Source organism: Paraburkholderia aspalathi (genome assembly GCF_905220735.1).
Taxonomy (GTDB): Bacteria; Pseudomonadota; Gammaproteobacteria; order Burkholderiales; family Burkholderiaceae; genus Paraburkholderia; species Paraburkholderia aspalathi.
Window position 1 is genome coordinate 1,541,920 of the sequence record NZ_CAJNBA010000002.1, and the last position, 23,886, is coordinate 1,565,805.

Annotated in this window: 23 protein-coding genes; 8 read left to right on the top strand and 15 right to left on the bottom strand. The window is 59.5% G+C overall.

Annotated elements, in window-relative coordinates; genetic code table 11:
* Window positions 1–7 precede the first annotated feature (7 nt).
* Both KHO30_RS17665 and KHO30_RS17670 read right to left on the bottom strand, forming a co-directional pair.
* The gene (locus KHO30_RS17665) at window positions 8–1,837 is read right to left on the bottom strand and encodes an ATP-binding protein (protein WP_167378276.1); all 1,830 of its coding nucleotides are present in this window, start codon (window positions 1,835–1,837) and stop codon (window positions 8–10) included.
* Window positions 1,838–2,120: 283 nt separating this feature from the next.
* Complete coding sequence (locus tag KHO30_RS17670) at window positions 2,121–2,366, bottom strand: hypothetical protein (RefSeq protein ID WP_211701690.1); 246 nt, start codon at window positions 2,364–2,366, stop codon at window positions 2,121–2,123.
* Between the two features lie 69 nt (window positions 2,367–2,435).
* Between KHO30_RS17670 and KHO30_RS39310 the strand changes: the two genes are divergently transcribed.
* Entirely contained in the window at window positions 2,436–2,795 is a 360-nt protein-coding gene (locus tag KHO30_RS39310; protein ID WP_244864068.1) for a hypothetical protein, read from the top strand.
* Between the two features lie 10 nt (window positions 2,796–2,805).
* Here the strand turns inward: KHO30_RS39310 and KHO30_RS17680 are convergent, their stop codons facing one another.
* Together KHO30_RS17680 and KHO30_RS17685 are read right to left on the bottom strand one after the other, a co-directional pair.
* A complete protein-coding gene (locus KHO30_RS17680) occupies window positions 2,806–3,537 on the bottom strand; it encodes an SDR family oxidoreductase (RefSeq protein WP_200622691.1) in 732 nt (243 codons plus the stop codon).
* 85 nt (window positions 3,538–3,622) lie between these two features.
* Entirely contained in the window at window positions 3,623–4,591 is a 969-nt protein-coding gene (locus KHO30_RS17685; protein WP_211701691.1) for a quinone oxidoreductase family protein, read from the bottom strand.
* Window positions 4,592–4,689: 98 nt separating this feature from the next.
* On the opposite strand from KHO30_RS17685, the gene KHO30_RS17690 reads away from it, so the two are divergent.
* Complete coding sequence (locus KHO30_RS17690) at window positions 4,690–5,283, top strand: TetR/AcrR family transcriptional regulator (RefSeq protein ID WP_200622693.1); 594 nt, start codon at window positions 4,690–4,692, stop codon at window positions 5,281–5,283.
* Window positions 5,284–5,293: 10 nt separating this feature from the next.
* On the opposite strand, the gene KHO30_RS17695 is transcribed toward KHO30_RS17690, so the two are convergent.
* Together KHO30_RS17695 and KHO30_RS17700 are read right to left on the bottom strand one after the other, a co-directional pair.
* Window positions 5,294–6,175: an NAD(P)-dependent oxidoreductase gene (locus KHO30_RS17695; protein ID WP_211701692.1), complete on the bottom strand. Its 882-nt coding sequence runs from the start codon at window positions 6,173–6,175 to the stop codon at window positions 5,294–5,296.
* A 20-nt stretch (window positions 6,176–6,195) separates the two neighbouring features.
* Window positions 6,196–6,666, bottom strand: a complete 471-nt coding sequence (locus KHO30_RS17700; RefSeq protein WP_372342007.1) for a MaoC family dehydratase — start codon at window positions 6,664–6,666, stop codon at window positions 6,196–6,198.
* A 275-nt stretch (window positions 6,667–6,941) separates the two neighbouring features.
* On the opposite strand from KHO30_RS17700, the gene KHO30_RS17705 reads away from it, so the two are divergent.
* A complete protein-coding gene (locus tag KHO30_RS17705) occupies window positions 6,942–7,682 on the top strand; it encodes an SDR family NAD(P)-dependent oxidoreductase (RefSeq protein ID WP_093632519.1) in 741 nt (246 codons plus the stop codon).
* 221 nt (window positions 7,683–7,903) lie between these two features.
* Here KHO30_RS17705 and KHO30_RS17710 read toward each other — a convergent pair whose 3' ends face one another.
* Entirely contained in the window at window positions 7,904–8,827 is a 924-nt protein-coding gene (locus KHO30_RS17710; RefSeq protein ID WP_200654904.1) for a LysR family transcriptional regulator, read from the bottom strand.
* Window positions 8,828–9,007: 180 nt separating this feature from the next.
* Between KHO30_RS17710 and KHO30_RS17715 the strand changes: the two genes are divergently transcribed.
* The 5 genes from KHO30_RS17715 to KHO30_RS17735 all read left to right on the top strand — a co-directional run bounded on the left by KHO30_RS17715 (window position 9,008) and on the right by KHO30_RS17735 (window position 13,017).
* Window positions 9,008–9,754 (top strand): SDR family NAD(P)-dependent oxidoreductase, encoded by a 747-nt coding sequence (locus KHO30_RS17715; protein WP_211701693.1) that lies wholly within the window; start codon window positions 9,008–9,010, stop codon window positions 9,752–9,754.
* A gap of 66 nt (window positions 9,755–9,820) precedes the next feature.
* Window positions 9,821–10,918, top strand: coding sequence for an alkene reductase (locus KHO30_RS17720; RefSeq protein ID WP_211701694.1), 1,098 nt, complete (start codon window positions 9,821–9,823; stop codon window positions 10,916–10,918).
* 119 nt (window positions 10,919–11,037) lie between these two features.
* Window positions 11,038–11,373, top strand: a complete 336-nt coding sequence (locus tag KHO30_RS17725; RefSeq protein ID WP_200622383.1) for an NIPSNAP family protein — start codon at window positions 11,038–11,040, stop codon at window positions 11,371–11,373.
* 4 nt (window positions 11,374–11,377) lie between these two features.
* On the top strand, window positions 11,378–12,025 hold the full coding sequence (locus KHO30_RS17730) for a glutathione S-transferase family protein (RefSeq protein ID WP_211701695.1): 648 nt from the start codon (window positions 11,378–11,380) through the stop codon (window positions 12,023–12,025).
* A 251-nt stretch (window positions 12,026–12,276) separates the two neighbouring features.
* Entirely contained in the window at window positions 12,277–13,017 is a 741-nt protein-coding gene (locus KHO30_RS17735) for a COG4705 family protein (RefSeq protein ID WP_211701696.1), read from the top strand.
* Between the two features lie 54 nt (window positions 13,018–13,071).
* Here KHO30_RS17735 and KHO30_RS17740 read toward each other — a convergent pair whose 3' ends face one another.
* From KHO30_RS17740 to KHO30_RS17775, 8 genes are all read right to left on the bottom strand, one after another.
* Window positions 13,072–14,634, bottom strand: a complete 1,563-nt coding sequence (locus KHO30_RS17740; protein WP_244864069.1) for a methyl-accepting chemotaxis protein — start codon at window positions 14,632–14,634, stop codon at window positions 13,072–13,074.
* 242 nt (window positions 14,635–14,876) lie between these two features.
* Window positions 14,877–16,889 (bottom strand): sigma-54-dependent Fis family transcriptional regulator, encoded by a 2,013-nt coding sequence (locus tag KHO30_RS17745; protein WP_342345966.1) that lies wholly within the window; start codon window positions 16,887–16,889, stop codon window positions 14,877–14,879.
* A gap of 154 nt (window positions 16,890–17,043) precedes the next feature.
* Entirely contained in the window at window positions 17,044–18,363 is a 1,320-nt protein-coding gene (locus KHO30_RS17750) for an Nramp family divalent metal transporter (RefSeq protein WP_211701697.1), read from the bottom strand.
* Between the two features lie 361 nt (window positions 18,364–18,724).
* Entirely contained in the window at window positions 18,725–20,362 is a 1,638-nt protein-coding gene (groEL, locus tag KHO30_RS17755; RefSeq protein ID WP_211701698.1) for a molecular chaperone GroEL, read from the bottom strand.
* A 68-nt stretch (window positions 20,363–20,430) separates the two neighbouring features.
* The gene (locus KHO30_RS17760) at window positions 20,431–21,270 is read right to left on the bottom strand and encodes a metal-sulfur cluster assembly factor (RefSeq protein WP_244864070.1); all 840 of its coding nucleotides are present in this window, start codon (window positions 21,268–21,270) and stop codon (window positions 20,431–20,433) included.
* Complete coding sequence (locus tag KHO30_RS17765) at window positions 21,267–22,292, bottom strand: amidohydrolase family protein (protein WP_093632509.1); 1,026 nt, start codon at window positions 22,290–22,292, stop codon at window positions 21,267–21,269. The genes KHO30_RS17760 and KHO30_RS17765 overlap by 4 nt, the downstream gene beginning before the upstream one ends.
* A gap of 81 nt (window positions 22,293–22,373) precedes the next feature.
* The gene (locus KHO30_RS17770) at window positions 22,374–22,727 is read right to left on the bottom strand and encodes an MmoB/DmpM family protein (protein WP_093632508.1); all 354 of its coding nucleotides are present in this window, start codon (window positions 22,725–22,727) and stop codon (window positions 22,374–22,376) included.
* Between the two features lie 70 nt (window positions 22,728–22,797).
* Complete coding sequence (locus tag KHO30_RS17775; protein WP_093632507.1) at window positions 22,798–23,883, bottom strand: aromatic/alkene monooxygenase hydroxylase subunit beta; 1,086 nt, start codon at window positions 23,881–23,883, stop codon at window positions 22,798–22,800.
* Window positions 23,884–23,886 lie beyond the last annotated feature (3 nt).

Consider the following 23,886-nt stretch of genomic DNA (forward strand, 5'->3'; position numbering starts at 1 on the left):
TGTCTTCTCACAGTGTGGCCCGTTTTAGCCTGACGGTGAATTCAGTGCCGTCTGGTCTGTTTTTGGCGACCAGGGTGCCTCCGAACTCCTGGATGATGCCGATCGAAATCGTCAAACCCAATCCCAACCCTTCGCCCTTGTCTTTAGTCGTAAAAAACGGCTCGAACAAGTGATTTCGAACCTCGTCCGATATGCCCGTGCCGGTATCGCGCACGCCAATCGAAACGTGATCCGCTTCGTCACAGACGATAATTGTCAGCACGCGCGCTCGAGCCAGGCCGTCGATGCCGATTTCGGCCATCGCATCCAGTGCATTACTAATCAAATTGATAAATACCTGCTCAAGACGGTTAGGTTCCGCGATCGCGTATACACTTTCTTCCGGCTCTTCGCGCACTAACTCGACATTGCCGCTGCGAATCCGGGCATCAAGCAGGAAGATGGCGTTGGAAATGGCTGAGCCGATCAGGACCCGTTCGAGGTAAGTGGGCGATTTGCGCGCAAAGCGTTTGAGCTGGCTGGTGATTTTTCCCATGCGTTCGGTCATGTCGCAAATGACTCGCAGGTTTTGACACGCCTCGTCGAATTCAAACCGCTGCATGAACATCAACGCATTCGAAGACAACGTCCGTAGCGCTGCCAAAGGCTGGTTCAGTTCATGTGTGATGCTTGCGGACATCTGCCCGAGCGCTGCCATTTTTCCGGCCTGGACCAACTCCTGCAATGTCGATTTGAGTACGGTTTCTGCACGCCGGCGCTCCGAAATCTCAAGCTCCAACGTCTTGTTCATTCGATTCAACGCGTCGGTTCGGCGCGCTACCTTGCGTTCAAGTTCCTCATTCATGTGGCGCAGGTTTTCCTTGGCCGCAAGTTCCTGCGCGACGATCCGCCGCCGCTGCAAAAGATACAAAATGAAAACCATCACCAACGTCATCCCCAACCCGACCCCAAGGGCGACGTTCACTGCTGATACTTCTGCGGGCGTGATGTCCGACAGCGTGCTTATCGTCCAGCTTGTATCAGGCACCGCGCGGCTCAGCAGCAAAAAACGGGATGTTAGAAAAGCCGGGGCGTGTGGGCCCAAATTGGCCTTAGGCGCGAACCTGGCTATATTGGCCGTGTCCCCTGCCGGCTCTTGCATGATCAAGCCGACCGGTTCCAGTGCGCCCGGCGCATCATATTGATGGTTGGCAATGATCGCCGCGCGCGCTTGCGCCGATAAGACGCCGAGTGACTTGAATCTCCAGCGGTCCTGAGTCGATAGAAAAATAACGCCGTGAATATCGCTGATCGTTGCCGTATCGCCCGCACGTTGCCAAATTTGCTCGATCTTGCTGAGGTTGATCTTGACGGTCGCGATTCCAACGACTTTTCCGCTGGCGTAGATTCGCTCGGCATAGAAGTAGCCAGCTTCCTTGCTTGCGGCCCCTAAGCCGTAGAACGTGCCACTGCCCGTCGAGAGCGCTTCCTGAAAATAAGGTCTGTAGCCGTAGTTAATTCCGACGAAACTGTAGGGCTGGTCCCAGTTACTCGACGCCAGCGTGTTGCCCTGTACATCCATGATGTACAGCGTATCCGAGTGCGCCCCCCGATTGACCGCGGCTAAATATTGGTCGACCCGCCCGGTGAGCGCGGCATCGTTAGGCTCGAGCAACAGTTGCACCACTTCGGGATTGAGGTTCACGAGTGACGGCAAGTAGGCATAGCGTGCCAATTCGCTCTTTAGTGCAGTGTCGTAGATATCGATGCGATGGACCGCCGCTCGGCGAATAGTCTCGATGCCGAGTTGCTCGGCATATTGATAGGACCAGTAGATGCCCGCAACAATGAGCAGCACGACTCCTGCATATCTCTTCAACCATTGCTGAGCATGCACGTGCTGGCAGAGCCAGTTGCGCACTGGCCGATCGCGTACTTCCAGCCTGGGATTAACGCCACCGCGTGGCATAGGCAGCTCTCGCTGATGCGGCGACGCAACAATGCGGCAAGCCGGATCGCTCGCTCTCCGGGCGACCGGCACGGGGCATCGCCCACTTGGTGATATAAGCAATGGCGCGGAGAACCGCCCGCGCACGCATATCAACCGCCGCGGCATTCACCGCGACAGCGCTTTAACTTGATCAGGCGCGAGACTTCGCGGTGAATAGGTTCTGGGTTGTTGGCGGCGCGTTCGCCATGTGTGCAAGAGGCGTCGCCAAATACGGAATGCGCAAGACGCGCGCTGCCAGCATGGTCGCTTCACCATGCCATTGCGCCGACCGCGACCCGATGACTGCATCGCCGGTGCCGGCATGATTGAGTGTGAAAGTCAGAACCGCGCCGGCCCGATCGATCGGGACCGGGTGCGGCAAAGATGTGTTATCCAAGTCGTCTCCTGCTATATGATTATTTTATAGTTATTGTATACAGGGTATTCACCGAATAACAGAATGTCAATGGCCGCTGCAACGAAAGGCACGCCGGCGGGAGAAACCGTCGAAGGGCTGGACCAAGTGCTCGATGCCATCGGCCGCAAATATCACGCGCGGATGCGCACGGTCGATGCATCCAGCGACTCGCTCAGCGACGCCCTGGCGGTGCCTGCTGAGCGGGAAGCGATCGTGGAAGGCGTGCTCCCGCCGGGAAGTCGGCTCTCGGAGGTGCAGTTGGCGAAGCAGTCGGCTCTTCACATACTTACGCCAACCATTCGAGTCCTTTCCTGGCGCCTCCCTCTTCAAGTGAAACAAAGCACCCCGTTAAGCCTTAGCGCTTCACGGGGGTTTTTTGTTGCCCATAATTCCCTTGCGTTCCGCTAACAAACGACGCTCAGATCTGCGCTCTCCCCCCGTCGACGAAGAGTTCGATGCCCGTGACGAAACTCGAATCGTCTGAAGCGAGAAACAAAGCCGCTTTGGCAACTTCGTCGGCTTGCCCCATGCGTCCCATCGGGATGGTAGATAAAATCCTCGCAATAGCGTCCGCAGGCTGCTGACCAATGATCGGCGTATCAATTGGCCCCGGACTCAGTACGTTTGAACGGATGCCACGGTCCTTCAACTCCACAGTCCATCCTCGTACGAAATTGCGGATAGCGGCCTTGGTCGCGCCGTATACCCAGAAGGCATGCGTCCCCTTGGCGCTCGCGACGGAGCCCGTGAGAATGATCGATGCACCGTTGTTCAAGAGCGGCAGAGCCTTTTGGACGGTGAAGAGCACGCCCTTCACGTTGGTATTGAACAGTTTGTCGAAATGCGCTTCAGTAATATCGTCCAACGTGGCGAACTCAGCGATGCCAGCGTTGGCGAAGACAATGTCGATTCTTCGCCCTGTCGCGTTGACGCTCTCATAAAGACGATCAAGATCATCCAGATTGGCGACGTCTCCACGGATGCCGGTCACATTACCCCCGATGGCCCTCACGGCTTCGTCAAGCTCCCTCTGGCGACGGCCGGTGATGAAGACGTAGGCGCCCTCGGCGACAAAGAGCTTCGCGGCGGCGAGGCCTATCCCTGACGAGCCGCCGGTGATGACAGCCACCTTTCCCTGCAACTTATCCATAGCAACTACTCCGTTGATTGCGAATACCGGTTGGCACCTCTGGGCTGACGGCCAGTTGCCAAAAAATCACCGGACGTCGTGTCGGTCACATCGTCAAAATGACTTTGCCAAACGGCCGATCCTCTATCAGGTGACGCAAGGCTTCACGCGCTTCAGCGAGGGGGTAGACCCGCTCGACGATCGGCTTGACTGACCCGCTTACGACTAACGGAATGATGTGCTGCCACGCAGCGGCGATCGTGGCCGGTGACTGGGCGAACAGGGAGAAGCCGGCCATCCGCGCGCGCTTCCAGATCAGGTCCGTGACATCGATCGTGGTTTTGCGGCCAGCGGAGTAGCCCAACGTGATCAGGACACCGCCGTGCCCCAGGCTGCTCAACGCCTCACTCGTCACAGCGCCGCCAATGCTCTCGATGACGATATCGACGCCCTTGCCGGCCGTTATTCGACGAACGCCGTCAGCGAGACCTTCCTCGGTGAGGTCAATCACGTCCTCGAAGCCAAGCTCGCGCGCTCTTGCGGCTTTCGCCGCGCTGCCAGCCGTGGAGATCACCTTGCCGGCGCCCTGCGCCCGTGCGAGCTGATAGGTCGCGTTGCCGACCGACCCGCCGATTCCCGGCGCCAGCACCGTCATGCCCGGCTTGAACCCGGCGTCGGTGAGGCTGATCTGCGCGGTCAGATAAGCCACCGGAATGCTGGCCGCGACGACGTCGCCTATCGCGTCAGACAACGCCAGATGTTCCGGTCTCACCAGCAGCCATTCCTGCCATGTGCCATTCTCGCCAACGCCGTAGGGCCCGGTGAACATCACGCGGCTTCCCGTCGCGAACCCGGAGTCGCCTGCGTCCTCGATGACACCGGCGCCCTCATTGCCGAGCACCAGCGGCGCCTTGGCTCGAGGGTGTCCACCCGACAGGAGCGTGTAGTCGAGGGGAGTGACACCCGCAGCCGTCACACGAACCAGCACCCTGCCCTTCGCCGGTTGCGGCTTGGGCAATTCAATCTGCCGCAACCCGTCATAGCCCGAAAAGGTTTCCGCTTCGATCACACGCATGGGTATATCCTATAAAGTAACAGACCTGTAACTTTCATACTAGGTACCGATCTGTTACTTTGTCAATCAGAAAATCTGAATCAAAGGAGGTTGCGGATATGAAGGCAGGAGCCCGACCCCGGCGGGGAGCCCCGCCCAAGGGCGAAGTGAGCGCGCGAGAGAAGATCCTCGCGACGGCAAGCGATCTGTTCTACCGCGAGGGCATACGTGCCATCGGCGTCGACACGGTCGTCGAGCAATCCGGGGTGTCGAAGACGAGCCTCTATCGCGTATTCGACTCCAAGGACGCTTTGATCTGCGCTTTCGCCGCCGAGAAAGATCGGTTGTTCTGGGCGTGGTGGGATGACGTTGAAAAGAAGCACGCCGATGACCCGCGCGCTTTGTTGGAGGCACTGCTATCTGGAATCGCGAAACGGATTGCGCACCCCGCCTTTCGTGGCTGCCCCTTTCTTAATCTGATGGCGGAGTTTCCCGACGACAAGCATCCTGGCCGGGTTATCGCTCGAGACAACAAAGAGGAAATGCAGACGAGGCTCGCAGCGATCGTCGCCAAAATGCGTGTTAGTAATCCCAACCGCACCGCGTCTCAGATAGCGCTGGTCATCAACGGCGCATACGTCACTGGTTCGATAGCGGAGTCGGGCAATCTGAAGGGCGACCTCATTGATGCCGCCACGAAGCTGTTGGCCTAGTCGAACGCGATTACTTGCTGGAATCGGTTCTTGCCTCGAATGCGTGGACGACGGCCGCCATGTCGGATTGCCCGTGCCCCAACGCCAAGGTCTCGCCGAATAGCGCGTAGCAGACATCCAATAGCGGTGACGCAACTCCGCCTGCTCTGGCTGCATCCGCAATCAAGCGATTGTTCTCCAGCACATTGACGATCGACGCCTGCACCTCTTCGAAATCGCGTGTCACCAGCTTGTGTATTTTTACGCGCGAGATGCCGCTCGCCATCTGACCAGCGTCGACGATAGTGCGGAACTGCTGCATGTCGAGGCCATATCGTTCGGCAAAATGCGCCGCTTCCGCAAGGCCGGCGACCGTGGTCATTAGAAACAGGTTGACCGCGAGCTTCATGAGAAGCCCGTTCGGAACCGGGCCGCACATCATCGTCTGCTGGCACATTGGCTCGAGCAGAGGGCGGACGCTTTCGATGGCCGCGTCTTCGCCTGCCAGCATCGCCAGGAGCTGCCCCGCTTCGGCGGGCTTGCGCGAGCCCGAGACGGGCGCTTCCACGTAGCTGCCGCCGGCTTTGCGAATGTCGGTGTCGAGTCCGCGCGAGTAGTCGGGCGAGGTCGTCCCCATATGGACGATCGTGTGGTGCGCAACGTTCGCGCCGAACTGCGACGTGCCGCGACCGAGGACGGCGTCGATTGCGTCGCCATCGACCAGCATCAGGAATACCACGCGGCTTCGTTTAAATATTTCGGCAGGACTCGTCGCGACGGTTGCGCCCGCGGCTCGCAAAGATTCGCATCTGTCAGCAGAGCGATTCCAGACAATGAGTTGTGTTCCTGCGCGGGCCAGATTGAGCGCCATGGGCTGTCCCATGATGCCTAAGCCAATGAAACCGATGTCCATGAATATCCCGCCTTCCGGTATCAAGACGAATGGTGTGTCCGGCGCGGCACAACCATGTTCACGACATGCACGAGCACGGCCTCGTCGTCCTGGTTCAGCGTGGTCGTTCGGAGCTTGATCAGGCCCTGCTCCGGACGAGACTTTGACGGTCGCACCTCGATCACCTCGCACTCGACCCGCAACTCGTCACCGGGGCGCACGGGACGGGGCCAGCGGCACTCGTCGAGGCCGGCGCCAATGAAGCCGCCAGCCGGCTTGAGTTCGGTCTCGATCATCAACCGCATCGTCACGGCGGCGGTGTGCCAACCGCTGGCGGCCAGACCACCGAAAATCGAGTGGCGCGCCGCCGCCTCATCGAGATGGAAGGGCTGCGGATCGAACTCGGCAGCGAACGCGAGCACCCGCTCCTTGTCGATGCGCAGCCGCCCAGAGCCGAACGTCTGCCCCACTGCAAAATCTTCCAGATAGCGCTGCTTGTTCAACTGATCCATGACCCGCTCACAATAAAGTGACTGACCTGTAACTAATTTTTATATTACGGACAGGTCTGTTACTTTGTCAAGCGAGAAATCGGAACGAGGAGCATGCAGGCATGTCCTCCCCTGCTATGCCCAAAACGCATGCCGCCCTTGCTTATAAGGTCTTTGTCGCACCCGTCACGGAAACCTACAATCGTTGCAGCACCATAGATCGAACGTTTGTACTGCAAATCTATTTTCTGATTCTGTGACGCGGTGAATCGCTCACGCATACCCTGGGAAATCAAATGTCTGAATTAGCCAAAAAAGTGGCACTCGTTACCGGTGGCTCACGCGGCATCGGTGCGGCAATCGCAAAACGTCTGGCCGCGGATGGAGCGAGTGTGGCCTTTACATACTCGAAGAACGCAAGCGCGGCATCGGCGGTGGTCAAAGAGATCGAACTCAATGGCGGAAAGGCTATTGCAATCCAGGCGGACGCTGCCGATGTCAAAGCTGTCGAAGCCGCGGTCGAAAAAACTTTTGCGACGTTCGGCCGGCTGGATGTGCTGGTGAACAATGCCGGCACGGCCATTCCGAAACCGTTCGAAGACACGACGCTGGAGGAGATGGATAGAGTAATCGACATCAACATCCGCGGCGTATTCGCTACCACCAAGGCTGCGCTGAAGCGTCTGAATGATGGTGGCCGCATCATCATGATCGGTTCGGCGGTGGGCGAGCGTGCTATTGCGCCAGGGCTCGTGCCCTACGCAGCCACGAAAGCGGCCGTCAGGATGTTCACCCAGGCGCTGTCCAGAGAGTTGGGAGGCCGGGGGATTACGGTCAACAACGTCCAGCCAGGACCGATCGATACAGACCTGAATCCCGCCTCAGGCGACTGGGCGGTGCCGCAGAAGGCCGCCACAGCGCTCGATCGCTATGGTCGCGCTGAGGAGATCGCCGCGATGGTGGCGTTCGTTGCCGGGCCTGAGGCCTCGTACGTTACCGGGACGAATCTTACGGTTGATGGTGGGATGAATGCCTGAGCCCGTGGGCATGTTCGGCGTATGGATCTGAAGAAAGTCAACGTTCCTGCGGACGCAACGGAGAGTTGATGAGCTAACGCAGTTGGCTCTCCGTTAAAGATCCCGCAAATGGAGAGACTCGAAATCCTTTTTGCTGGAAGAGGAGGAACTGAAGCCGTCATCGCCCCCACTACAAGGACAAACGAAAATGCGTATGACCGAGCGTCGCTGGTTCGTGGCAGCTACGCTACGGATGCTTGTTTTTCGGCCGCTATCGATCTGCAGCGGGCGAGTAGATGGTCGATTCTGGAAAGAAACAAACTCAATATCGGCGAAGTGTTGGCCTTGCTATAGCCGATGACCAGGTCGATAGTCGGCGGTTCAACATCAAGTGGACGGCTTGTCACCGACGCGGGAAGGAAATTCCTGGCGTAACACGGAAGCAACGCGAGACCGCGTGTCGATGCCACCATTGACACCGCCATCGCGAGGTTATCCACTTCGTAGCTTGCACGAATGTCCAGACCTGATTGCAGGACAAACTCGTCGATGACGGTCCGCACAGTAGGGGCAGTGTGCGAAACGGTGATGAACGTCTCGCCAACGAACTGCTGAAGAGCGATCTTTTCGCAAGCCGCGAGAGGGTGATCACTTGGCAAAACCACCACCAATGGCTCCTTGACAACAAGCCGGTACTCCAGGTCCGGCACGTTCGGCTCCGGCCGCATGAATGCGAGGTCGAGCTCGCCTTTCACCAGGGCATCGCGAAGCGACGGCGAGTATTGGCTGGAGACCGTAACCTCAATTTTCGGGAGTTCGTCGCGGAGAACCCGCATCGCCTCCGGCAACCACTCGATCTCCTGCCCAGTAAGGAATCCAAGCGCGAATACGGGCTTTAAACGATGCGCCGCCCGTCGAGCCGCTTCAATGGCGGATTGCGCTTGCGCTAACGTTCCACGAGCGTGCTCGAGGAACGCCTGGCCTGCCGCTGTCAATTCAACTCCGCGGGCGCCGCGTATCAGCAAATCAACGCCCACCTCCTCTTCAAGATCGCGGATCTGACGGCTGAGGGAGGGCTGGGCCGTATGCAGCCGCTGTTCGGCCGCCGTCGTGAAGCTACCCGTCTCCGCAACAGCGACAAAGTAGCGAAGATGTCGAAGCTCCATTGCTCTCTCCCCATGCCTGCCGAATATGGCTCCAGATATACAAAGTCTTATTCCGGGCCGCCGAAACATTCTACGCTTAAGCCTAATTTGAGTTTCAACCCGGAAATGACCGCAAATTAGGCCGGGTGACGCCATGCGAACCGAGCCGCAACGGCTAACCCATACCTCCAAGGACTTAACGTGACGAATCGTGTTGTTTTAATTACCGGCGCCCTGACGGGAATCGGCCGAGCCGCGGCGTTCGCCTTTGCGAACGACGGGGCACGGGTGGTGGTTTCTGGTCGCAGGGCGGCCGAGGGCAAAACGTTGGAAGAGGAATTGCGCCGCCTCGGTGCCGAGGCCGAGTTCGTCATTGCTGACGTACGTCGCGAGGAAGAAGTGAGCGCCCTCGTGGACAAGGCGGTGACGCGCTTCGGCCGGCTCGACGTCGTCGTCAACAATGCGGGCGTCGAGGGCAAGCCTGGCCCCGTTACCGATGTATCTGCCGACGCTTACACAGCCTTGTTCGACACCAACGTGCTGGGAACGCTGTGGGGGCTTAAACATGCTTTACGCGTCATGCAGCCGCAGGGCAGCGGGAACGTCATCAACATCTCATCGACGCTCGGAGAGCGCGGCGGCGCCAATCTCTCGCTCTACGCGGGCAGTAAGCACGCTGTCGAAGGGATCACGAAGTCCGCGGCGATCGAGGCCGCTGCTTACGGTGTCCGCGTGAATGCGGTGGCGCCTGGACCGACCGAGACAGCAATGCTGGACCGCCTCACTGGCTCAACCGACAAGCGCGCGGCGTTCTACTCCGCGGTACCGCTCAAACGCGGCGCCACGCCTGAGGAAATCGCCGATGCCGTCGTCTTTGTCGCATCAGACAAGGCAGCCTTTATCACCGGACAAATCATCAGAGTAAACGGCGGCAAGACGGCGAGTTGAAGATAGTCGATTCGATTTTGACGCGCCTGGAAAGCGCCGCTGGCCACGTTATTTACAGGAACCTGTATGTCAAAGCTTTTCTCACCGATCCGCATCGGCGCAATCGAATTGTCGCACCGTGTGGTGCTCGCGCCGCTCACGAGAATGCGGGCGGACGTCCCCGGTAACGTGCCGGGCGACCTGATGGTCACATACTACGAACAGCGTGCATCTCAAGGAGGGCTTCTGATAGCGGAGGCTACTTTCATCACGCCAGCCGGGAATGGGGGTTATGGATCACCTGGAATCTATACCGACGAACAGGTGGCAGGATGGCAGAGAATTGTCGACGCAGTGCACGCGAAGGGTGGACGGATCTTCCTGCAACTTTGGCACGTTGGGCGACAATCGCATGTCGACCTTCAGCCAAACGGCCAGGCGCCGATTGCGCCGTCCGTAACCAATGCCGAAGTTCGGGCGCTTCTAGCGAGTGGCCCCAGTGCCGCGTCTGCCCCGAGAGCAATCGAACTCTCCGAAATACCAGGACTTGTTGACGACTATCGCCAAGCGGCCCGACGAGCGAAGGAGGCCGGTTTCGACGGTGTGGAACTACACGCCGCGAATGGCTATCTCATCGACCAGTTTCTTCAGGACAACTCCAATCTACGTACAGATGCATACGGTGGCTCTGTAGAGAATCGCGCCCGCTTCCTCCTCGAAGTTGTCGACGCCGTGGCAAGCGTCTGGGGCGCTGATCGCGTCGGTGTTCGCATTGGACCAAGCAATAAGTTCGGTGGCATGGGCGACAGCTCGCCAGCAGTGACTTTCCCCTACGTTGCCCGAGCGCTATCGGCATACGGTTTGGCTTATCTTCATGTCATCGCACCGCGGGTCACGGGAAACGTCTCAGACGATTCGCAGAGCCCCGTGGCGGCCGGGCAACTCCGACCTCTATTCGGTGGTCCGGTGATCGCCGCTGGTGGGTTTGACGCAACCGGTGCTGAAGCAATCATCAGAGCGGCCGACGCGGACCTTGTCGCGTTCGGCAGGCACTTCCTCGCAAATCCGGATCTTCCGGAGCGGATGAAGCGCGATCTCCTCCTCAATCCCTACGACCGCGACACGTTTTACTACGGTGGGAAAAAAGGATACGCCGATTACCCTATATACGAGGCCAAAGATTGACCAAGGAGACCAGATGCGCCGGCTTTCGTAAGCTCGCAGCCAGCGAGGCCGACGCACCTGGATCAGAAACTCGAGAGCGACCCGAGCGTGACATTGGCCAGAGCACCTGGAACTAGAGAATGATCTTCGATCACCGTACTTACACCATCAAGCCGAACCGGCTCGCCCGATTTCTGGAGACCTACGAGCGCCTGGCGTTGCCGCTTCAGCGAAAATATCTTGGTGAACCCTATGGTTTCTTTGTGACCCATATCGGACCGCTTAGCCGGGTTGTTCATCTCTGGCAATACGATAGTTTGGCGGATCGCGAGCAACGCCGCGACGCCATGGAAGCAGATCCGGACTGGCAAGCATACCGGCGCGTCGCGCTGGAAGAAGACACACTTGTCGATATGGAAAATCTGATCGTTAAGCCTGTTCCCTTCTTCCAACCGCGCGCAGTCACAACGGATTAACAAAATGCCAATCGAAACGCCCCTCCTGTACGAATCCAAAGGTTCACCAAATGCTCGCCGTGTTCGTGTCTTTATCGCCGAGAAGGGTATTGAAATTGCACGAAGAGCGATTGATCTTGGTAGCAGGGAGCAATTTTCAGACGCCTTCAAGGCCGTGAATCCACGAATGCAGGTTCCTGCGCTGCAACTCGCCGATGGAACAGTTATCACGGAAGTGCTTGCTATCTGGCGCTATCTTGAGGAAGCCTATCCACACAAGCCGCTTCTTGGTACGACATCCAAGGACAAGGCACTCGTCACCATGTGGGAGCGACGCGCGGAGCTGGATGGCTTCGCCCCGGTCATGGAAGCGGTCCGAAATGCTCTGCCCGGATTGAAGGGACGAGCATTGTCGGGGCCGCACGATTACGAGCAGATTCCTGCATTGGTAGAGCGTAGCAAGCAGCGCGTGTCGAACTTCTTCGCAGATTTCAATGCACGACTCGAAAGTGCCCCGTTTGTCGCTGGTGACGAATTCTCAGCTGCAGACATTGCGACCCTCGTTACCGTCGATTTCGCGGCAAATGCTTTGAAAATGCCAATTCCCGAATCTCACCAATCGTTTAGGCGCTGGTACGAAAGCATCTCGTCCCGGCCAGCTTCGAGTGCATGATCGCGACATCGGGAAGGCTACTCGACCGTAGAAAAATCTTTTTACTTTGTCAGTGTTGGGTAAGTCCTGCTGGGCAAGTATGGGATTGCTGAACGCGGCCCGCTGGCCGCGTCTCGCCTAAGCGTGTTCTATTAGTCAGTCCGACGACCTTAGGCCAATGCTGCTTCGACTTGATGCGGACTGAAGGTTGACCGGGTCCCGTGCCGGCCGAAATCGTCGCCGCTTCCTCAAACAATCAACAGGAAATCTCTATGCGTTTGAAGGTCACTCCAAACGTCAGCGCCAGATACTGGGCGGCGATCATGCTTGCGAGCATCTGCGGAACGAACCTGGGTGACATCATTCCCGACGTCCTCAAGCTGGCACCGGCCAAAGGCCTGATCGTGCTAGCGCTTTTGTTTGCAATATTGGTGCTTGTTGAGCGTGCAAGCGCCAAAGGCAGCGAAGCCTTTTACTGGATCGCCATACTCCTTGTGCGAGCGGCAGCAACCAATATTGCGGACTATTCGATAGACCACGCGCATCTCACCTACTTCGACGTTGTTACCACCTTGGTGATCATCTTCATCGGAATTGTGATGCTACGACGTCGATCGACACTCGAACAAACAAAGGGCGCATTGCAAACAGACGGCTTTTATTGGCTGACCATGCTGATCGCGGGAACCCTTGGAACAGTAACTGCGGACGCAATTGGCCACTCCTTCAATTCAGTCAGGATTGGCGTCCCGATATCCGCGTCAATCGCAACGCTAGCACTGCTTCTGATCTTGATTGCGAGAGCACGCCTAATGAAGTTCGGCGCCACAAGCTACTGGGTGGCTGTCGCCGCCATCAGATGGTGGGGCACCAATGTCGGCGACATGTCGGCATTTTTTCTTTCGCTGATTCCAAGTGCTGCAATAAGCGGGTTTGCGCTCTCGGCCCTGTTGTCAGCTTCGGCCATCATTTCTTCGTCCGCGACCAGGCGCCAGCTCGAAGAGCATTCGTAACACGTCCGCCATCGTCAGGATCGGCAGTGGGTGCCAGGATTGCACACGCCAAAATTACACTTGGGAGCTTACTTTAAAGATGGAAACAGTCTCGTCGAGGCGCGTCGCCTGTTCGTCGAGCGATTGCGCAGCGGCCGCCGCCTCTTCGACCAGCGCCGCATTCTGCTGTGTAACCTGATCGATCTGACCGATGGCAACGTTAACTTCCTCGATGCCATGACCCTGCAAATCCGACGCCGCAGCGATCTCCTCGACTATGCCTGCGACCCGGCGTATCGCCTGCTGCACCTCTGCGGTAGCGCGCCCCGCCTCTTGCGCCTGTTGCGAGCCCGATTGAATCGTTGCTACTGATTGCTCGATTAGATCCTTAATCTCCTTCGCAGCAGACGAAGAACGTTGCGCAAGACTGCGCACCTCCGCCGCGACAACCGCGAAGCCCCGCCCTTGTTCGCCCGCACGCGCCGCCTCAACCGCCGCATTCAGCGCGAGAATGTTGGTCTGGAAGGCGACGCCTTCGATCATCGATATGATTTCCGCGATCCGTGAGGAGCTCGACGCGATTTCGTTCATCGTGTCGACCATCCGTTCAACCGCCCTATTTCCTTCATCAGAAATTCGCGTCGTGCTGATAGCAAGCGCGTTGGCCTGCCGCGCGGCGTCGGCGTTTTGCTGCACTGTTGCCGTGAGCTCGCCGAGGTTGCTGGCCGTCTGTTGCAGCGACGCGGCCTGCTGTTCAGTACGCGAAGACAAATCGAGGTTGCCGGCGGCAATCTGCTTCGACGCCACACCGACCGCATCGCTCGATGAACGCACCTCGGCGACAACGCCGGCCATCTGCTCAAGCAGGCTGTTCAATGCCGTTGCCGTGTGACCGATCTCGTCCATTCGCACAACGCTTGCGCGCTGCGAAAGATCCAGTGACTGGCTGACCCGCTGAAGCGTTTCCTGCATCTGACGCATACCCAGGCTGATAAGCGCATAGAGGCGGCTCCCCAGCACCCCGGTCACCACGAGTGCCGCGCCTGCAACGGCGAGCATCAGGCCGAATGCAAATCGGTACGCATTCGCGTTTTCTTCGCGCACGAGGTTACCGCGAGCGATGTCCTCGCTCAGATGCTCGTGCAACCCATCGTTCAGCGCCAGCGCAGCGTTATGAACGGCGCCGCCGTCGTGAAGCATTGCGAGGGCGCCATCGCGCTCGCCCACCTGCATCTTCTCGAAGAACGCTTGACGGGCGTCGCGATACGCGGTCATGCGGGTACGATCCGCTTCGAACAGTTTTCGATCGGCGTCGTCGGAGACTTCGTGAGCCAGCGCGCGAGCAATCACGTCGTCAAACTGACGGTCTGATTCGGCAATTTCCCGTTTCATGCCCGAGCGGCTGGCATCGTCGACGCCGTCGACCACATAGCGGTAAACGGCAAGCCGCATTGCGGCAACGTTATCAAGCGCGGCCGATATCGATTTCAGGCTCGGCACCGTGCGCGTCTCCAGCCCTTCGATACGCTGGTAGGATGCGCGAAGTTGCATTAATCCGTAGCCGCCAACCACCGCCAGCGCGAGCAACGCGCCACCGAGTGTCATAGCGAGCCAGCGAACAATCGTCATGTTTTTCATTATCTTTGCGTTTCCTGCGATTGCGCGCGGTGGATCCCGAGAGCATCCGTGTATAACGGCTCACCGCAGACGATTATTCAGCGTTGCAGGCATCAAATTAATCAAAAGGCCCGATAGATAAAAGTTATGTGTTGCGCACGAGCTGGCGCTGCTGTGCCGCTATCAACTTAAACCAACCCGCCTCCACGATTCCCGCGGCAATTCCGGGGCAATTCAATCGGCAGCAGGTCTGCGGCAAGCGCTCATTCGCCAGCCGGTTTGGCAATGGCTTCCATTTGATAGAGTTCCAGCTTGCGATATAGCGTGCTGCGCGAGACACCCAATGAGCGGGCCGCCTGGGCGAGATTGCCGTGCGCATCCTGCACTGCCCGGACGATGGCCAAACGCTCCGTTTCCTCCAGACTGCCCGATTGCTTGTGCGCAGGCAGTACAACGCCGGCGGTGCCGGTTTCGTCGAGCAGTTCAGCAGGCAGCTCATCGAGCGTCACCGCCTCTTCGTTGGACGTCAGGAGCAGATTTTCGATGACGTTGCGCATCTCCCTGACATTACCGGGCCATGAATAAGCGCGTAGCACCGTCATGATGTCGTCGCTTAGTCGCCGCTCGGGCACCGCGTGGCGTTGCGCGAGTCGCCGGTTGAAAAACGCGACGAGGAGATCGATATCGATGTCCCGTTCGCGCAGCGGCGGAATGCGGATACGCGTCACGCTGATGCGGTAGTAGAGATCACGTCGGAAGTGGCCCGAGTCGACCTCTTCGCGCAGATTGCGATTGGTCATTGCCAGCAGGCGCACGTCGACGCGCCGCGGCTGAGTGTCCCCTAGCCGGTAAATGACGCCCTCCTCCAGGGCACGCAACAGGACCGGTTGAAGTTCGAGCGGCATCTCGCCGATTTCGTCGAGACATAGCGTGCCGCCGTGAGCCAGTTCGAATCGCCCTGGCCGCCCTTCGGCAGTCGCGCCCGTAAAGGCACCACGCACGTGGCCGAACAACTCGCTGGCGATCAGTTCTTTCGACGCGGCTCCGCAGTTGTACGCGACGAAAGGCCCACCTCCTCCTTCTTCGCCATGGATGGCGCGCGCGAAGAGTTCCTTGCCGACCCCGGTTTCGCCCTCGATCAGAACCGGAACACGCCTGCGGGCCAGCTGACGACCGCGGTTGATGGCGGCCAGCATTGCTGCACTTTGCCCCTGGATCTGCGCGAAGCAGCTGCGCTGCGGATCGGCCTCGCCACTGCGCTCGGCGATCCGGGCGTTGATGGGCTGCGACCGCACGGGAACAACGAGCATGGCACCGATCGTGTTGCCATCGACCACAACCGGATTGAGCCAGTCGGCATGCAAACCTTTGGGCAGATGTTGCGCCCAGTCCTCCACCGCGGAAGTCTCATCCATACCGGGGAAGCGTTCTCCGATGCTGACCGGCAATGGCACCCTGCCGGTGGTATGCACAAGCCGCCCGGCCCGATCGATCGCGATCATCCCGGTGGCATCGGATGACGACAGGCGCTGCAGACAGAAGGCCAGCAGGCGCATATGCTCGCGAGCCGCCTGTTCGGCCAGCACCATTTCAATCTGACGCGCGGCCGTTACCGCCAAGGTGAGGTTGTTGATCTGATAGGTGGAAGGCGGCCCGGAAATGTCGAGCACGCCGAGAATCTTGCCGGTGCCAGGTTCGCAAATCGGCGCCGCCGCGCAACTCCACGACTTGATCCCTTCGCAGAAGTGCTCGGAGCCGTGGATATAGCTGGGCTGGCCGGTGGCGAGCGTGGTGCCGATGCCGTTGGTGCCGGCCTGGCCTTCACGCCAGTCGCCACCCATCGTCAAATGAATCTTTTCGCCGGCCGCCAAGGTACGCAAGTCTCCTGCGGCCTTGAGAATCACACCATCCTGATTGGTGAGCAGCAGGATCGAATGCGAATCCGCAAAGAGATCTGCGGTCACCGTGAAAAGACGATCAGACGCCGCCAGCAACTCCCGGTGCCGCCAGCGCAGCGCCTCGACTGCGTCGCCGTGAACCGCGAACGGTGCCGATCCCGCAGTGGGATTGACCCCGGATTGCAGACTGCGTCGCCAGGAGTCGATCAGCGCCGAAGGCGCGGACGTGGACGGCTCGCCCGCGAGAAAACGCTCCCATGCGAGCATCGTGACCCGGTCTGAGTGACGGTCGTTCGCACGCTGCGCGTTAGCCACTACCCGGCGCAGAGCGGCCTGATTGCCAAGACCCGACATGGTGCTGAGCTGCTGTCTCGTCACAACTCTCCTCCTATGCGATGGGTCAGCTCGGAACCTGCTCTGCGGCTGGCTTCGGCGTGACTCGCAAATATGTCGCGGCGTGCTTTTTTGCTCGACTGCCAGTCAAACCCAGCGACGCGATCGCTGATAAGTATATGCCTGCATCGCGATCCATTCAGGCTGGCAAGCCAGGAATCGAAACGCCGAACGTTTGCAGTATCAGCACGACATTGAACAATAAGACCACGAATGCCGCCAGTGTGGCGATCACCGCGATGAACGCGCGATTTCTGTAGATGCCCATCACGTCCTCGCGGCAGGTGAACCATAGCAACGCGGCCATCGGCAGCGGCAACGCGAGGCTTAATACAACCTGACTGAGGACGAGCGCCTGGGTCGCATTGACTCCAAGCGCCACCACGACGAAACTCGGCACCATCGTGACGGCCCGGCGCAACCATAACGGAATGCGAAAACCCACGAAGCCTTGCATGATCATCTGACCCGCCATCGTGCCGACCACGGAACTCGATATGCCCGAAGCGATCAGCGACAACAGAAAAATCCCTGCCGCCCCAATGCCTAATAGCGGCGCCAGTGTGTGATAGGCCGTTTCGATCTCCGCCACCTCGGGATGCCCGTGATGAAATGCACCTGCGGCCATGATCACCATCGCCATATTGATGAGACCGGCGATGGCCAATGCAATGACAACCTCGATATTCGAGAATTTCAGCAACTTTTCCCGCTCGCGCTCCGTTCTCGCGGGTGCTCGCCGTTGCGTTAGTCCGGAGTGCAGGAAAAGCGCGTGCGGCATCACCGTTGCACCCACGATTCCGACCGCAATCGTGAGCGCATTCGCGTCGGGCAATTGAGGGGAAAACGTATGGGCCAGGACACTCGGCCACGCGATCGGCGTGATGAACAATTCGGCAAGGTAGGACAACCCGATGATGCCGACGAGCGCTCCGATCGCCAGTTCAAGAGGACGGAAACCGGCGCTCTCGAACAACAGCAGGCCGTAAGTCACTACCGCCGTGACCGCCATACCGGCGAGCAAGGGCATATGAAACAGTAACGAGAGTCCGATCGCGCCGCCGAGAAATTCGGCCAGATCGGTTGCCATCGCGGCAATTTCGCTTACACCCCACATGATCAGCAAGACGGGTTTCGGAAACCGTTCGCGACATAGCTCCGCGAGGTTTCGCCCCGTGACGATGCCGAGCTTCGCCGAGAGCGCCTGAAACAGCATCGCCACAAGGTTTGCCAACAGCACCACCCAGAGCAACGCGTAACCGTATCTGGCGCCCGCCTGAATATTCGTCGCAAAGTTGCCCGGATCCATATAGGCAACAGAGACCACCACTGCCGGTCCTGCAAACGGCAGAAGCATCAGCGCGCCGCGGCGGCGGCCATCCAATACCTCTCTTACCGCAAGCGTTGTGCGCTCGGTTCTCGTCGCCGGTCTGGCTGCCTTACGAACGCGATCGTCCAAGCTTTGGCTCCTTGCTCATGAAAATGACAGGAGTGCCCGATTTACCGGGCAGGCATGGCATTCACGGCATCGCACTGCCGATTGCACCGACTATGCCTCGCAACAGCGGAGCGACCGCCGTGCCCATATCGGACATAATAATCAATGTACCGCAGAGTGTGATTGTCCACCCCGACGCGAGTTTGAGCAGGCGAATCGGGGACCGTGCACCGAGGTACCGAGCCGTCGTCGCGACGGCATTGAATCGAGGAGCCGCGCCAATACTCATCGTTGTCTCCGTGTCTATTGATGGCCGCCCGAAACACGCCGGCAGCGGCCGTTTTTTTGCCGGTCCTCGACCCGAAGACCGGTTGTAGCGTCACTATTTTCGGCCGAGCAATTCGGCGCCGGCGCCAAGCGCCGGCCCAGCGGTCGGATCGATCGTGTCCGGCTTTTTGGCAATCAGTGTCTGGGTGGTCAGAATCAAGCCGGCGACCGATGCAGCGTTGCGTACCGCGCTATAACTGACCTTGACCGGATCGATAATGCCCGCCTCCATCAGGTTGACAAACTTGCCCGTGCGGGCGTCGAGACCCACGCCCGGTTTCGCACGCACCGCCTCGGACACGATCGCCGCGCCATCAAGGCCGCAATTGGTCGCGATGTGATAGAGCGGTTTCGCCAGCACGCGCTGCAGCAATCTCGCACCCTGTTGCACACTGCCGTGGGTCCGCGCAATCACGCCTTCGAGTTCCGCGGACACGCGCAGCAGCGCCATCCCGCCGCCTGGCACGATGCCCTCGGCAATCGCCGCGCGTGCCGCATTGATTGCATCCTCGATCAGGTGAAGCCGGCGCTTCTGTTCGACCGGCGTGGCGCCGCCGGCGAGGATCATCGCGGTACCGCCGGACAGCTTGGCGAGACGCACCTGAAATTTGTCGCGTTCGACATTCTCCGGGGCCATCTCATACTGCCGCGCGACCTGCTGACGGCGTGCGGCAACAGCAGCCGGATCGCCGCCGCCAGCGGTAATGATGGTCTGGTTAGACGAGATGCGCACCTGCCTTGCGCTGCCAAGATCGCGCAGTTCCGTGGTTTCGAGCTTGCCGCCCAGATCACGGGCGATCACCCGCCCGCCTGTGACGATAGCGATATCCTCGAGCATGGCCTTGCGCCAATGCCCGTACTCCGGCGGATGAATCGCCGCCACCGGCACCCCGCCATTGTCCCGCCACGCCAGCAGGGCCATGACACAGGCGGGGGCGACCTCCTCCGCAATGACCAGCAGCGGGCGTTTGCTGTGTGCGGCAAGCGCCTGTAGCGCCGCCACTTCCTCTGCCGACTGCAGCCGCTGATCGGTCATCAGAATGAGCGGATTGTCGAGCACCACCTGCATTCGTTCGATGTCCGTGACCATATGGTGAGAGAGGTAGCCGCGATCGAACGCCATCCCATCCACCACTTCAAGACGGGTTTCGACCGTCGTGCCGTACTCGACATCGACGATGCCATCCGGACCCACCCGCTCGAGCGCTTCGGCCACCATCGCGCCGGTGACCTCGTCATTGGCGGCGACCACGGCCACGGCGCGCACCTCTTCGCTCCCGCGCAGCGGTGTCGCTGCCCGCCTGAGCGCCGCGATCACCTCGTCTACCGCGATCTCCAGCCCCTGAACCAGTTCAACGGGGTTGGCGCCGTCCGCGAGACTGGCGAGACCCTCCTGGACCAATGCATCGGCCAGCACGGTGGCCGTGGTAGTGCCGTCGCCGGCGACTTCATTGGTCTGCTTCGAGACTTCGCGCACCACCTGCGCGCCGATGTTTTCGAACGGATCTTCCAGCTCGATCTCGTTGGCGATGCTCACACCATCGCGCGAGATGATCGGCGTGCCAATCGGACGGTCGATGATCGCATTCATTCCGCGAGGCCCGAGCGTGCCTCTTACCGCTTTGGCCAGTTTGGCGACACCGCGGCCGAGCGCCATGCGGGCCTCGTCGTCGTGCAGCATGATATTCGGCATGATTCATCTCCTCCTGTTGGAATATTCTGGATTGCTACATTTCAAACCGATTCCGCGGTGTTGCCGAATTACGCGAGCCTGACAGCGCTCTTCCAATCGCCGAGCGGCACGAAATGCACGGGCTTGATCTCGACTTGCGGCACGGCTGCGGCTGCGTCCTCCTCGCCGTACCGCGCCGCCAGCAAGCCGCGACACAACGCACTGTTGAATTCCGCATTGACGCCGACCCGCCGTAAGGCGCGCAAGTAGGCGCCAAGCCCGTCCGCATCGAGCAACGCACCGTGACTGTCGACGAAAGCTGCTTCGTCGGCCTGCGCAGCGTCAATGGCACAGCCTGTGACGACGAAGCGCCGCGCCAGGTAGCGTTCCACGAGTCGCCGGCTTGCGGAATCATCAGGCAAGCCAGCGAGTTCCGCCACGCTCATGCGCACGAGCCGCGCAGGTTCAAGGCCCCGTTCGAGCAGCGACGTCAGGAGCGCTTCCTGCCGCCGCTGAAAAGCCTTGACCATGAAGGTCCGGCGGATGTCCTCGAGTTCACCGCTGGCCTCAGCGCCGAAGGTGTCCTGGAATGACCGCCCGGCCGCCACGCCGCGGTTGATCTCGTCGGCGTACATATGTTCGCCGAGTCCGATCGTCACCTTCGTCACCCACGGTAAGCCCGCGACAGCAATGCGCATGTCGTCGGCCATCAGGAAGGCGAAGTTGGCGGCGCACCAGTACGTCGGCAGCCGGAAGCCAATCTGCACGCCGCCGCCGGCGTCCACCTCCACGCGGGTGACGAAACCCAGCTCGGTCACCGATTCGTCGAGTTCGGGATCGGCGACCGATGCGAGTTGCGCCCACACCTCGGCGGCCCGATCGACGGCGGCCGTTGCAGCTTTCGCGCTCGTGGCGGCCATGGTATTCATGCCCCGACCGCAGCCGGTTGCCGGACATCCTTCAGCAACTTCTTCTGCGCCTCGACATCAATACCGTACAACCGCGCCGCATTGAGCCCGAGAATCTTCTTCTTCGCCGTCAGCGACAGTTGCACGCCGGTTTCCTTGCTGACGGACTCCGGCAATTCGAAAGCCATGAACTTCTCGATCAGCCACTTGGGCGACCAGATACCGTAGTCGCTGCCGTAAAGGATCTTGTCTTCGCCGATCCAGAACAGCAGCTCCGAAATCACATGCGCGAAGTACTCCGGACGCGTGTGAATGAACGGCAACACCACCGCAAGACCGCCGTAGACGTTCGTCTCCTGGGTCGCGATCCAGCAGAAATCGTCCAGACGCGGCAGGCCGCAGTGCTCGACAATGAAGTTCAGGTTCTGGAAACTGGTCGCCACATCGTCGACATCGGCAACGTCGAAAGCGTCGCGATTCAGCGGCAGGATCGTCGGGCCCTTATGGACGTGGATATTCTTGATGCCCAGCTTCTCGCAACGCTCCAGGTACTTCTGCACGCTCGGGTCCGACAGCTTGTAGCCCTTGCTGTCACCGCGCCACTCCGCCGTGTAGAGCTTGACGCCCTTGATCCCATACGTCTCGGACAGCTCGTCCAGATAGTCGAGTCCGGCCTCGCCGTCGCGCGGGTCGAACGCGCCGTTGACGATGAAACGGTGCGGATGCTTTTTCTTCAGCTCATAATTTTTCTCAGTCGTGTTGAATCCGTTCTTGTAAAAGTCCGTCAGGTAAGTCGGCTGGCAGATTGCCATGTCGTCGTAACCTTTGACAAACAGGTCGTCATACATGACTTCCGGGCCGTAGTTGTCGAACTTCTCCTTCGGCCACAAATACTCCTTGGGACTCAGGTTCGAGTGATACGCGTAAAAGCAATCGATGAACTGCTGGCCATGCACGTTCTTCAAGTTGGCCTTGCTGCCGTCCCATAGATGGACGTGTCCGTCGATGATGAAAATGTCTTCACCGTCCGTGGTTCGATACATGGCATGTGTCTCCGTGGTTGTTGCGAGAGGCGGCCACCCGTCAGAGTGGCCGGACGCCTCATCAGATAGCGGGCTGCACGATCACTCGTAGGCCATCGCGTCGTCCATGTTGCCGAACAGCACGACGGTCTCGTCATCGACCATCACCATCCGCCCATAGTGAGTCGAGGTGGATATCTCGAACAGATGCGGGGTCATCTCCCGGCCCAGTGCTTCGCTGATCTCGCCCATTTTGAATTCGATCTTGCCCTGCCCATCGATCCGGATCATGGCGGGCAGATAGGTCACCGTGATGCCGGGCTTATGGGTCATCAGTTCGGCGATAGCACGAGCCTCGACGCTGTCGTTCATCGTGACGCCGCACTGATGGGAAATGGTCTGCTCGAAGCGAACATCTTTCATCGACTTGAAAATGTTGTCGTTGTGCACTGACATTGCGTACTCCTCTTCGCGGTTGGGTTGTGCGGTTGGCTTGCCCGGTTAGATCAACTGGGCAAGCAACCCGTCAGGCCTGGAGTGTCAGCGGAAAGTGGACGCCAATCTCTCTGGCGATCATCTCCGCCCGCTCGATCGAGCTGCTCAGGCAGTCATTGAACTGCGCCGTCTTCACATGCGGAATCGACCAGATCGGCTGCAGGTGCTTCGCGGCCGAAGCAGCAAGCGCACCGTGCTTCTCCAGCCACTCGCCGAACAGCTTCCGATTGGCCTCGCCGTGCCTCGGATCGTTGGCCAGCATGTGAAACAGTTCAACGGCATTGGCCAGATTGCGCTCGTAGTCCCCCTCCGCTGCGGACACGACCGTGGGCGTCAGGAAGTCGTTCTGCGAAGCGGCGACCTGCATGATGAAACCGCTGCGGAACAGGTCCGCCACCATCGGCTCGAACACGACATTCACCGCAAAGTACTTTTCGAGGAAGTCGGTGGCGCCGCCGATAGCCTCGACCGCGCGACGCGTTTCCTGCCAGATAGGATCGTTCAGCCAATGCTCCTTGCCGGCATCAAGATCCATATTCGCCAGGTCTAGTGCGATCTCACCCAGGTAGAGCGTCAGGTCCTGAGCGAAGCGCAGCTTGTAGGAGGCGTTGGTCAGGATCGCGCTATTGATCATCTGCGTGTAGCCGTAGCGCTGAGCGTGCATGGCGGCGGTGCCGAGACCGAACTCCGCATGTTTGTACGCGCCAAGATGCTGCTCCAGCACCTTGACCCAGGTCTTATCGAAGCGCTTCACCGCGCCCGAGCGCCGCGCGTTGTTGACGGCGCCCGTGATCATGCCGACGATCGTCGACTGACGCTGGTAGTGCGTGCGTTCCCACTCCTCGTCGACCGCGCGGAATTTATGCCAGTCCGTGCTTTTCACTGCCGTCCAGGTTTCCGAATAGGTCGGCGTACCATCTGCGAACGCGAGAATCCAGTCCTGAAGCAGATAGCGCTTCGGGTCCGGCTGGACGTCGACGGTCATGTCCTCGTAGTGGGTCGCCTTGCGTCCCTTCGGTTCGAAGTAGTTGTACTTGCGGCTCTCCGAGCCCGCAAACTGGGCCGCGCCGGCTGCGCCTGACTTCGTCGGTGCGACTTCCTGTAGCGACGTGCTCATGTT

Excerpts from the sequence above, each read along its gene's own strand:
- KHO30_RS17740 (WP_244864069.1), bottom strand. The coding sequence starts at position 14,634 with ATGAAAAACATGACGATTGTTCGCTGGCTCGCTATGACACTCGGTGGC.
- KHO30_RS17765 (WP_093632509.1), bottom strand. The coding sequence starts at position 22,292 with ATGTATCGAACCACGGACGGTGAAGACATTTTCATCATCGACGGACAC.
- KHO30_RS17760 (WP_244864070.1), bottom strand. The coding sequence starts at position 21,270 with ATGAATACCATGGCCGCCACGAGCGCGAAAGCTGCAACGGCCGCCGTC.
- KHO30_RS17735 (WP_211701696.1), top strand. The coding sequence starts at position 12,277 with ATGCGTTTGAAGGTCACTCCAAACGTCAGCGCCAGATACTGGGCGGCG.
- KHO30_RS17690 (WP_200622693.1), top strand. The coding sequence starts at position 4,690 with ATGAAGGCAGGAGCCCGACCCCGGCGGGGAGCCCCGCCCAAGGGCGAA.
- KHO30_RS17710 (WP_200654904.1), bottom strand. The coding sequence starts at position 8,827 with ATGGAGCTTCGACATCTTCGCTACTTTGTCGCTGTTGCGGAGACGGGT.
- KHO30_RS17685 (WP_211701691.1), bottom strand. The coding sequence starts at position 4,591 with ATGCGTGTGATCGAAGCGGAAACCTTTTCGGGCTATGACGGGTTGCGG.
- KHO30_RS17695 (WP_211701692.1), bottom strand. The coding sequence starts at position 6,175 with ATGGACATCGGTTTCATTGGCTTAGGCATCATGGGACAGCCCATGGCG.
- KHO30_RS17730 (WP_211701695.1), top strand. The coding sequence starts at position 11,378 with ATGCCAATCGAAACGCCCCTCCTGTACGAATCCAAAGGTTCACCAAAT.
- KHO30_RS17770 (WP_093632508.1), bottom strand. The coding sequence starts at position 22,727 with ATGTCAGTGCACAACGACAACATTTTCAAGTCGATGAAAGATGTTCGC.
- KHO30_RS17700 (WP_372342007.1), bottom strand. The coding sequence starts at position 6,666 with ATGGATCAGTTGAACAAGCAGCGCTATCTGGAAGATTTTGCAGTGGGG.
- KHO30_RS17680 (WP_200622691.1), bottom strand. The coding sequence starts at position 3,537 with ATGGATAAGTTGCAGGGAAAGGTGGCTGTCATCACCGGCGGCTCGTCA.
- KHO30_RS17720 (WP_211701694.1), top strand. The coding sequence starts at position 9,821 with ATGTCAAAGCTTTTCTCACCGATCCGCATCGGCGCAATCGAATTGTCG.
- KHO30_RS17705 (WP_093632519.1), top strand. The coding sequence starts at position 6,942 with ATGTCTGAATTAGCCAAAAAAGTGGCACTCGTTACCGGTGGCTCACGC.
- KHO30_RS17725 (WP_200622383.1), top strand. The coding sequence starts at position 11,038 with ATGATCTTCGATCACCGTACTTACACCATCAAGCCGAACCGGCTCGCC.
- groEL (WP_211701698.1), bottom strand. The coding sequence starts at position 20,362 with ATGCCGAATATCATGCTGCACGACGACGAGGCCCGCATGGCGCTCGGC.
- KHO30_RS17775 (WP_093632507.1), bottom strand. The coding sequence starts at position 23,883 with ATGAGCACGTCGCTACAGGAAGTCGCACCGACGAAGTCAGGCGCAGCC.
- KHO30_RS39310 (WP_244864068.1), top strand. The coding sequence starts at position 2,436 with ATGGCCGCTGCAACGAAAGGCACGCCGGCGGGAGAAACCGTCGAAGGG.